At 61.3% G+C, this 9,540-nt stretch carries 6 protein-coding genes and 1 pseudogene; 6 read left to right on the top strand and 1 reads right to left on the bottom strand.

Going from position 1 to position 9,540, the window contains the following annotated elements; genetic code table 11:
- The 6 genes and pseudogenes from EOA27_RS00930 to EOA27_RS00905 form a co-directional block, all read left to right on the top strand.
- On the top strand, positions 1–995 hold a 995-nt coding region (locus tag EOA27_RS00930; RefSeq protein ID WP_145970237.1), incomplete at its 5' end, for an ABC transporter permease.
- Positions 996–1,117: 122 nt separating this feature from the next.
- The gene (locus tag EOA27_RS00925; RefSeq protein WP_126080656.1) at positions 1,118–2,824 is read left to right on the top strand and encodes an acetolactate synthase catalytic subunit; all 1,707 of its coding nucleotides are present in this window, start codon (positions 1,118–1,120) and stop codon (positions 2,822–2,824) included.
- Positions 2,825–2,839: 15 nt separating this feature from the next.
- Positions 2,840–3,856, top strand: a complete 1,017-nt coding sequence (locus EOA27_RS00920; RefSeq protein ID WP_126080657.1) for a cyclase family protein — start codon at positions 2,840–2,842, stop codon at positions 3,854–3,856.
- Between the two features lie 12 nt (positions 3,857–3,868).
- Positions 3,869–4,654, top strand: coding sequence for an SDR family NAD(P)-dependent oxidoreductase (locus EOA27_RS00915; RefSeq protein ID WP_126080658.1), 786 nt, complete (start codon positions 3,869–3,871; stop codon positions 4,652–4,654).
- Positions 4,655–4,718: 64 nt separating this feature from the next.
- A pseudogene (locus EOA27_RS00910) lies at positions 4,719–6,160 on the top strand (NAD-dependent succinate-semialdehyde dehydrogenase); the annotation flags it as partial.
- 565 nt (positions 6,161–6,725) lie between these two features.
- Positions 6,726–7,625, top strand: coding sequence for a hypothetical protein (locus EOA27_RS00905; protein WP_245466449.1), 900 nt, complete (start codon positions 6,726–6,728; stop codon positions 7,623–7,625).
- Positions 7,626–8,405: 780 nt separating this feature from the next.
- On the opposite strand, the gene EOA27_RS00900 is transcribed toward EOA27_RS00905, so the two are convergent.
- Complete coding sequence (locus EOA27_RS00900; protein ID WP_126080659.1) at positions 8,406–9,413, bottom strand: hypothetical protein; 1,008 nt, start codon at positions 9,411–9,413, stop codon at positions 8,406–8,408.
- Positions 9,414–9,540: the final 127 nt, after the last annotated feature.

Below are 9,540 nucleotides of genomic sequence, written 5' to 3'. Positions count from 1 at the left end.
CGATGACGGTGCTCGCCGTCCTCAGACTCAATCCGGCCGGCCCCAAAGGCAATGCTGCGTCGGATCGGCGAAACCGTTTTCCCGCAGCGGGGGCCTTGGTGCGACATCTCACTGAGCTCGGCACGCTTCGGCGGGCGCGTCGCTGGAACATGCATCTTTACCGCGCTGGCGACGCCACCCATGTGTGGAGGTTCATAGGGATCACGGTAGTCATATTCACCCTACTCTTTCTCCTCTTCCCGGGCGTGGTGGTGATCATCGTGTCTTTTAGCGCCGGAACGCAGTTGGAATTCCCTCCATCCGGCTTTTCCGTGCAATGGTATCGTTCGTTTTTTGCCGATCCGTCGTGGAACGGGGCCGCGCTGAGCAGTTTCGAAATTGCAATCTCGGTAACCATAATCTCGACCATACTCGGCACGCTGGCCGCCTATGGACTCAGTCGCAGCGCGCCAATGCTGCGCAACGTGCTCACGTTGGTCCTCCTAGCACCGATCACCTTTCCGGTGATCGTGGTCGGCATCGCAGCCTACCTTGGTCTGGTATCCTTCGGCCTAGTCGGATCGAAGACAGGCATCGTCTTGGCGCACAGCATTGGCGCTATGAGCTATGTCGTAGTTGTCGTCGCGGCAACGCTGGCCAACTTTGACATTAGTCTTGAGCAAGCCGCTAAGAGCATGCGGGCCGGGCCGTTCCGGACATTCATGAGGGTGACTCTGCCTTTGATCCGGCCAGGCATCCTCGGCGGGGCGGTTTTTGCGTTCCTCCATTCGTTCGACGAAGTGGTCATATCCTTGCTCGTCAGCGGTCTATCCATACGCACGCTTCCCTTAAAGATGTGGGAAAACATCCGGCATGAAATCGACCCCACCGTCGCCGCGGTGGCGTCGCTGCTGATGCTTCTGCCCGTGCTCTGGCTCGTCGCCATGTACTTCATCTGGTGGCGGTCAAGATCCAGAATGCAAGCTGCCTCAGCCCGCATGCTCGCCGCGGTCTGAATCCGCACTACTCGTTAGGGCTCCCGGGCAGTGCCAGCGTGTCAACCGCACGGCATGTTACGCGCCTTGGGGCCGCGGTCACTCTGCGCCTGACCATTCAGAACTCTATAGGAAGAAACACGATGACAGAAATCGAACCTACCGTTGCCGTAACAATCGCTCGTGCGTTGTCGCGCCACGGCGTGAAGTTCATATTCGGTCAGAGCCTTCCTTCCGCCGTGATCCTCGCTGCGGAGGAAATCGGAATCCGTCAAATCGCCTACCGCCAGGAGAATATGGGTGGTGCGATGGCCGATGGTTTCGCGAGGGCCTCGGGACAGGTCGCGGTGGTCACCGCCCAGAACGGTCCAGCAGCGGCACTGCTCGTTGCACCGCTGGCCGAGGCCCTGAAGGCCAGCATCCCCGTGGTGGCTCTCATTCAGGAGGTAGAGCGACTGCAGGTGGATAAGAATGCCTTTCAGGAACTCGATCACCTGGCGCTTTTCGCATCCTGCGCCAAGTGGACGCGCCGTATTGGCACCGCGGATCGGGTTGACGACTACGTGGACGCCGCGTTCGTGGCTGCGGCGAGTGGCCGGCCGGGGCCTGCCGTCCTTTTACTGCCGGCTGACCTGCTCCGCGAGACAGCCCAGCCCAGCGCCCACAAGCGCGAGGCATGCCTCAGCGCCTGGCCCCTCGACCGGACCCGGCCGTCGGATGCCAGCATTGCCGAAGCGGCTTTCCTAATCGCGAAAGCCCATTGCCCGGTGGTCATGGCGGGTGGGGGCGCCCTTTCCACCGGCGCGCCATCGGCTCTGGCGAACCTTCAGGAATTTGCCTCGCTCCCTGTATTCACGACGAACATGGGGAAGGGTGCCGTCAATGAATTCCACCCCCTTTCATTCGGCGTGCTCGGATCCCTCGTAGGGCCAACATCGCTTGGCCGCTTCACGCGGAGCTTGGTCGAGGATGCCGACCTGATCCTGCAAGTTGGAACACGAAACAACCAGAACGGCACCGACAGCTGGCGCCTCATTCGTCCGGGTACAAGGATCATCCAGATCGACCTTGACCCGCAGGAGATCGGGCGCAACTACGAGGCAGTCCGCCTCGTCGGGGATGCAGCAGAAACCCTCAAAGCACTCACGCAGGCCCTCAAGACCCAAGATCTCAAGGCAAGGTCACAGGCGCGCCCCGGTCTGGCCGAGCGGATTGCCGATGCCTGGCGCCAGTTCGAGACGGTCAGGGCACCCCTTCTAAAGCAGGCAACCGCAGGGATCAGGCCAGAACGCGTGATGGCGGAACTGCAGAATCTGCTCCAGCCAGAGATGATCATCACTGCTGATGCAAGCTACTCATCGATGTGGGTCGTCGGTCATCTGCGAGCGCCACGGGAAGGGACGCGCTTCCTCACACCCCGTGGGCTCGCCGGGCTCGGATGGGGCCTTCCGCTCGCCATTGGAGCAAAAGTCGCGCGGCCTTCGGCACCTGTTGTGGCGCTTGTCGGGGACGGCGGCTTTGCCCATTCCTGGGCCGAATTGGAGACGATGGTCCGCATGGGAATTCCGGTGACGGTCGTCGTCCTGAACAACGGCATCCTCGGCTTCCAGAAGGACGCAGAAACCGTGAAGTTTGGGGCCTATACCACAGCCTGCCATTTTGCAGCGGTTGATCACGCGGCGATTGCGCGCGCCTGTGGCTGCGAAGGGATAAGAGTCGAGGACGCTGCGGCTCTGCCGGAGGTCCTCAAGCGAGCCCTCGTCGCCGAGCGGCCGACACTCATCGAGGTGATGACGGATCCCGATGCGCATCCTCCGATTTCGCTGTTTGCCGGGACCCTGGATCACTGAGCGGAATGGCGTTACGTGGGCAACCGATGGAACAATAAGCCGGAAGGCGCAAACCGGGGCCTGTTCGGCGCCGACGACGAAGTCGGGCGCCTCAACCTGATCACGGATGACATCCGACTGAAAGCGGCCGCCGAGATCAGGACCGGCCGGGCTTTCTGCCTCAGCTTGCCACTGGATCTCCCCGGCGGGACTGCGCTCAATCCGAACCGCAAGCCGCCGCGTCGTCATGTGGCGATACGCAAGCAGGGACTGCCGGCGGTGAACTATCCCCTATATCTGGAGAACACTCATTACATTGACGCGTCCTGCGATGACAGCGTGACACTATTCACACAATATTCGACGCAGTGGGACGCCCTTAGCCACATCGGGCAGCATTTCAACACCGACGATGACGGCACCGCTGAGATCGTCTATTATAATGGCTTCAGGGGCGGCACGGATGTTCTTGGACCCGATGCCGAAGGCGGAGCTCGCGCGCGCCGATTAGGCATCGACAAGTTCGCCGAGACCTGCGTCCAAGGTTGGGGCGTGCTGCTTGACCTAGGCAGGATCTATGGACGGGACCGAACCCTGGTCGGCTACGATGCCCTAGTGCGTGCTATGCAGACTCAGTCCGTTAAAGTCGAGGCGGGCGACATACTGTGCGTTCACACCGGATTCGCCAAACTTGTTGTCGACATGGACGGCAGCCCGGATCCGCGTGTTCTGCACAATGCCTGCGCCGTACTAGAGGGGCGGGACGACAGGCTGCTCCGGTGGATCGACGACTGCGGTATCGCCGCGCTGGTTGCCGACAACTTCGCGGTGGAGGCGTATCCGAATCGCGTACCGGACGGCTGCGACCACTGCGCCGGCCTGCCGCTGCACCAGCATTGTCTATTCAAGCTTGGCCTTGACGAGCTCTGGTATCTATCGGACTTGGCTGCGTGGCTAAGAGATCATAACCTTAGCCGGTTTTTCCTTACCGCTCCGCCTCTGCGCCTGCCCGGCTCGTTCGGCTTGCCGCTGACACCCGTCGCCACAGTGTAGGAGAAGTAGGTCGTGGACCAGGTTTCGCACGCGACCGCATTCGCCGGCAAGGTGGCTCTGGTGACAGGCGCCGCGCGGGGCATCGGACTTTCGATCGCCACCCGGTTTCTCAACGCCGGCGCCAATGTTGTGCTGGCGGACCTCTCCGAGAGTGACCTGAACGCCAGCATTTCGACCCTGTCTTCGGACTGTACTGGGCGGGCCTTGGCGGTGCGCGTTGATGTGTCCACAGACGCTGATGTCACGCGAATGGTCCAGGCTACATCGGCTCGATTCGGGCGGGTCGACATCCTGGTCAACAACGCGGGAATCTCTCCGAAACACGGCGGACGGAAGGCAACGGTTGAGGAGATGCTCGCCGTGGAGTGGCGTCAGGTTCTCGAAGTAAATCTGACAGGCGCCTTCCTCTGCTGCCGGGCTTGTCTTCCCCACATGCGGGCGGCGAAATGGGGCCGGATCATCAACATCGCATCGGTGGCCGGCCGAACGAAAACCGAGATTGCAGGAGCACACTATGCCGCGTCAAAGGCCGGCATGATGGCCCTTGCCCGCACCCTTGCGGTTGAAGTCGGCTCAGCGAACATCACGGTGAATTCCATTGCGCCGGGTCGCATCGAAACTCCGATGGCTGCCGCGGCTGGTGCCGAACTTAACCAGGCCTACGTCGCCAGCATTCCTGTCGGCCGACTGGGCACCGGTGACGACATCGCCGCTGCGGTCGCCTACCTGGCATCTGAAGACGCTGCCTTCCTCACGGGTGTCACGCTCGACGTTAACGGCGGCTCATTCATGATCTGATCCGCCTGGCGGCTGAATACTTACAAGACTTGAAAGTGGAGCTCTGGGTATGGGTGTACTTACCATGATGCCGGAGGGACTGGCCGTTCCTTCTCTTCTGATCGAACGCGCCTATGTCGCCGGCGAATGGATTTCGGGCGGACGTCGCTTTGACATGACCAATCCCCTCGACCGGCGCGGTCGTTTCGTCGGTCCCCGATGTCGGAAGGGATACGGTGGAGCAGGCCATCGACCCCGCGCACCGCGCGTAACGGGAATGGACCCGACGCACAGGCAAGGAGAGAGCTGGGGTCCTGCGCGCCCTCCATGACCTCATGGTCGCGAATGCCAACGATCTCGCGGCCGTCCTCACCGCCGAGATGGGCAAACCGTTCGCCGAAGCGCGCAGCGAGATCCTGTACGGCGCGTCCTACGTCGAGTGGTTCGCCGAGGAAGCAAGCGTCCTACGGCGACGTCATTCCCGGACATCAGGACGACAAGCGCATTATGGTAATACGCCAGCCGGTCGGCGTGGTCGGTGCGATCACCCCGTGGAACTCCCCGGATGAGATGCTAGCGAGGAAGGTGGCGCCAGCGCTTGCTGCGGCTGCGCCATCGTCTCCAAGCCCGCCGCCCAGACACCGCTCTCGGCGCTGGCACTGGCGCTGCTCGCCGAGCGCGCGGGACTGCCGGGCGGACTGTTCTCGGTGATCACTTCGAAGGACGCGGTCATGGTGGGCAAGGCGTTCTGCGAGAACACCAAGGTTCGCAAGATCACGTTCACAGGCTCTATGCAGGTTGGCCGCACGCTGATGCGGCAGGCTTCCGGCCGGATCAAGAACCTTGGCCTCGAACTCGGCGGCAACGCCCCTTTCATCGTCTTCAACGACGCGGACCTGGATGCTGCCGTCGAAGGCGCGATCCTGTCGAAACTCCGCAATGCCGGGCAGACCTGTGTGTGCGCCAACCGCCTCTACGTGCAGTCCGGGATCAATGATGCCGCCGCGGCGGCGTTGACGAAGCGCGTCAGGAGCCTCAAGGTCGGCGACGGCTTCGAGAAAGGCGTGGCGATCGGACCGCTCATCGAGGAGAAGGCCGCCGCCAAGTGAAGGAGCACATTGCCGACGCATGTGCAATGGGTGCTCAAGTCGTCGCCGGCGGCGAACCGCACGAAAGAGGTGGGCTGTTCTTCACGCCGACGATCCTGACCGATGTAACGCAGGAGATGAAGGTCGCGCGCGAAGAGACATTTGGGCCGGTCGCGCCTCTCTTCCGATTTGATACGGAAGAAGAGGTCATCAAGCGCGCAAACGCTACCGAGTTCGGTCTCGCGTCCTACATCTACACCCGCGATGCATCCCGGATCTTCCGTGTCTCCGAGGCGCTGGAATAGGGCATGGTCGTCATCAACACGGGGCTCATCTCCACCGAGGTTGCGCCGTTCGGTGGCATCAAGCAGTCCGGCATCGGCCGCGAAGGTTCGAGTACGGCCTCGAGGACTACACCGAGTTGAAGTATCTATGCCTGTCCCTCCAGGATCCCGGGCAGAGAGTTATCTCCTGCACTAAGCCGGGTAGGGACCGCGTTGCTGCAGGTCATGAGCGGTCTGGATGATCCCAAGCTGTCGACCTCGAGCGCGGGACGCTTGTTGCCGGTCCGGCCGGATTGCGTCTCCTCGAAGATCTACTCGCAGCCGGCGCGCATCAGAGCATCAGAGCATTGCAGGTCCAAGTTCTGGCCGTCGAAACGTGCGCGTAGCCGATCTGCATGTCCGGATTGAATCACAGAATTACAGAATCGATTCCGTAAGAGCTCACGTCCGGACATACAGACGTTATTTCGGCCGGATGCCGCCAACGCGCATGACGCTCCGCAGATGCCGGGAAACGGTCGCTATGCAGATATGCGGCTGGTTTGCTGCGGGGAGACAGCCGCGACGTCGCCGGGAAAGCCATCTGGCCTCACGATGGTGCCGCCTGCATTCGATATTTGACCGGCCGGCACAAGTGCGATCACATGGGCACGTGACCACCCGCAAGGGCGGCGCTGCCTCCGATGATGATGATATAGAATACTGCTCGAGGTTCCCCGCGTGACATCACATAGACCTCCTGCCTCCTTAGGCTTTCTCGAGCTTGAGCGCGGGCTCGCGCCGGGCGAGAAACCTCCGCAAACGTATCCCGGTTCCCTGCTCAATCCAGATACTTACGACTTTCCGATCATCATCGAGACAGTGGAGGGTGCTTGGGCGGATCGCGTCATCCGAGGCGATCCGTCGCTTGAACCGGCCTACGTCACGTCAGCGCAACGCTTGGTCGAACGGGGCGCCGTTGCCGTGATCGCCAACTGTGGGTTCGCCATCCGACATCAGGCAGCGGTGGCCGCGTCGGTGAACGTACCCGTGGCGCTGTCAAGTCTCCTGCTTATACCGACCCTGCTACGTCAGCTTCCACCCGGCGCCAAGCTCGCGGTACTGACTGCCGATTCCACGCATTGCAGCGAAGGCCTATTCGGGATCGACGACCCGGCCGAGCGTGCGCGGATAGTGGTCGGCGGTATCGAAGGTGGAAAGCTCCTGGATAACGAAATGCAGCGCCCGCCGCGGCGCACGCTAGTGTCTGAAATCGAGGACGATGTCACGGCGTGCGTCACGCGACTGAGAAGGAGATATCCGCACATCGCGGCTTTTCTGTGTGAATGTACCGCATTCCCTCTGGTGTCCCCGATCATACGCCGGTTGACTGGGCTGCCTGTTTTCGACACGGTGATGCTGAGCCGAATGTTATTCACCAGCGCGGCGTGGACCGAATCATTCGAAACCAATCAGCGGACCCTCGCAGAAATAGTGAAGGACCGGGATGAAGGCGCTTATCTGGATAGGCGAGTGAAAGTCTTCACGGCGTCGCGATGGGCACCAGCGGCCGGGTCGCCAGCTCCCTCAAGCGACGCCTGTCAGTCGACGTCGACCATGAGCGATGGCAAGACATCGTAGTTATAGCGTCACCTTTAAGCGTTGGCCGTGCAGGAAAATCTGTCGGGCGAGACGCTGCACATTTGGGGGAACGGCATGACATCACCCGCACCCTGATCCTTGTCTGGATTGGCAGAGGCAGGTGGAGTGGTTCGATGAACATACGGCTTCGGCCGCTCTGATCACGGAAATGAGGCGCGAATCGCCGCAGCTGATCGGCAAGCAGGCTCAGGAGCTGGAATTTCTAGGGCGATCACGGCCTGCAACCGAAGGTCAGACGCCGGTTCGTCGCCGCGACCGACAGCATTCATAGCAGTCCGATCTACTCCAATCTGGCAAAAGGACATTGTCCCGACCTGCCAACCAACTCTAGGTCGGCGATATCACCTATGCCGCGCTACCGGCCCGCTTCGTCTACGTCGCCGTCATTCTCGACGTCTGGTCGCGCATGATCGTCGGCTACGCCATCGCCCGCGCGATCGATGCCCCCCGACGGTCGCCGTTGCGCCGCAATCGAGCGCAGAAAGCCGCCGCCAGGCCGCGTCCAGCGGCTCCCGGCCCGCAACGATCGAGGATTAACACATCCGGCAGACGAGCAAAACCGCAGCCCGATCGGTGTAACCCTAGAGCGCACTCCAGATCGCGGTCAGTTTCTGCAGTCGAGCATTGCGACCAACATCTCATGTCGACCGCCGTCATCACCGCCGCCTCGCACTCGGCGCAGCACCGAAATCGGTTGGCGACGTCTCGGCTGCCACGCTGATGGGGCACCGAGTGGGCGCCGACTCGACGCGTGACCGGCTACGGGATGCCGATCCCGAAATACCGCTTGTGGGCCACATCAAGGATGCGATTGATCAAGCTCGAATAGCTGTGCCCAGCGGCGATTGCGGCTAGGACATATTCGGATTGCATACTGAGCCCAGGCATCGTGTTGATCTCCAGCACAAAGGGTTGGCCGGAGCGGTCGATCCGGACGTCGAGGCGTGCATAGTCCCGGCACTCGCAGGCACGGAAGGTTGCAATCGAAATATCCCGCAGCAAAGTCGCAAGACTGCTCCCGACTCGCGCCGGGCAAATCGTCGACGCCTGCTCGGCAGGCAGGTACTTCGCTTCCCAAGTCAAAAGGCCAATTTCGCGTTCGCCGAAGTCGATCTCTGCGAAGGGCAACACCTCGGGTTTTCCGTTTCCCAGCAGCGCGACATGGATTTCCCGCCCATCGATGTATTCTTCCACTAGCGCATCCTGCCCATATTGCCCAATGATCATTTCGACGGCTTGCGCCAGCTGAGAGGGCTCATGCACGAGTTGCAAACCGAAGCTGTTGTCTTCACGGCGCGGCTTCACCACAAGTGGGAATCGCAAATCGCCGGTGCTGTCGGTGCCGCAGCGCATGATGCGAAAGTTCGGCGTCGGCACGCCGCAACTGCGCATGAGCGTCTTGCTGATAACTTTGTCGTCCGTCAGTCCATGCCCGAGTGGGCTCGATCCGGTGTATGGAACGCCGGCCATCTCAAGCATGCCCGGAACGTGCGTGAAACGGTAATCTCCTTGAATCCCCTCCGCCAGGTTGAAAACAAATCCTGAAGGGCGGGCTTGCGGATCGGGTGGCATGAAGCGCTCGAGCGTATTGAGCAGTCCTTTGTCGCCTTCACACAAAAGCGTTTCATGGCCGCCATCTTGCAGTGCCGCCACCGCCCTTTCGACTGTCTCGCCGGGCGGCCAAGGCTGCGGGGGCTGTGGATAAGGCTGACCGAATCGGTTGATCACGCCTGTAAAATCACGATTCCGGACGACGGCTACTCGCATGACGTACTCCTTGATGGTTCGGTTCTGCACTTCATTCGCTCGGATTTGTTTTCTCGAGGGAACAGCCCGCTTTATCCGCGCTCGCCTTCACGGAGTCCTATGCAATCCGCGTGCCACCAAGAGACGG

The organism is Mesorhizobium sp. M2A.F.Ca.ET.037.01.1.1 (genome assembly GCF_003998075.1).
Classification (GTDB): Bacteria; Pseudomonadota; Alphaproteobacteria; order Rhizobiales; family Rhizobiaceae; genus Mesorhizobium.
This window is presented reverse-complemented; position numbering and strand designations above follow the sequence as displayed.

Coding starts and splice junctions, on each gene's coding strand:
- EOA27_RS00925 (WP_126080656.1), top strand. CDS start 1,118: ATGACAGAAATCGAACCTACCGTTGCCGTAACAATCGCTCGTGCGTTG.
- EOA27_RS00900 (WP_126080659.1), bottom strand. CDS start 9,413: ATGCGAGTAGCCGTCGTCCGGAATCGTGATTTTACAGGCGTGATCAAC.